At 62.7% G+C, this 241-nt stretch carries 1 protein-coding gene; it reads left to right on the top strand.

The window, feature by feature from the left end; translation table 11 throughout:
* Positions 1-35 precede the first annotated feature (35 nt).
* Positions 36-241, top strand: a 206-nt coding sequence (locus tag ACPYOJ_RS36450) for an NADH-quinone oxidoreductase subunit H (RefSeq protein ID WP_481420548.1), incomplete at its 3' end; no start/stop codon positions are given.

The following is a 241-nucleotide window of genomic DNA, read 5'->3' as shown; positions in this document are numbered from 1 at the left end:
ACGGCGCAGCCATCACCTTGAGCAAGGCGTAAGCCATGGGCGAACAGATCCTCAACCAGCTCGTCTGGCCGATCATCTACATCCTGTGCATCGCCGTCCCGGTGATCCTGGCGGTGGCGATGTTCGTGTACTGGGAGCGCAAGGTCATCGGCTGGATGCACGTGCGCATGGGGCCGAACAAGGTCGGTCCGCTCGGCCTGCTGCAGGCCTTCGCCGACGTGGTCAAGCTGCTGATCAAGGA

The organism is Rhizobium sp. SVR5-9E, assembly GCF_056755095.1.
Note: the sequence above shows the minus strand (reverse complement) of the source record. Positions and strands in the feature narration are given on the sequence as shown.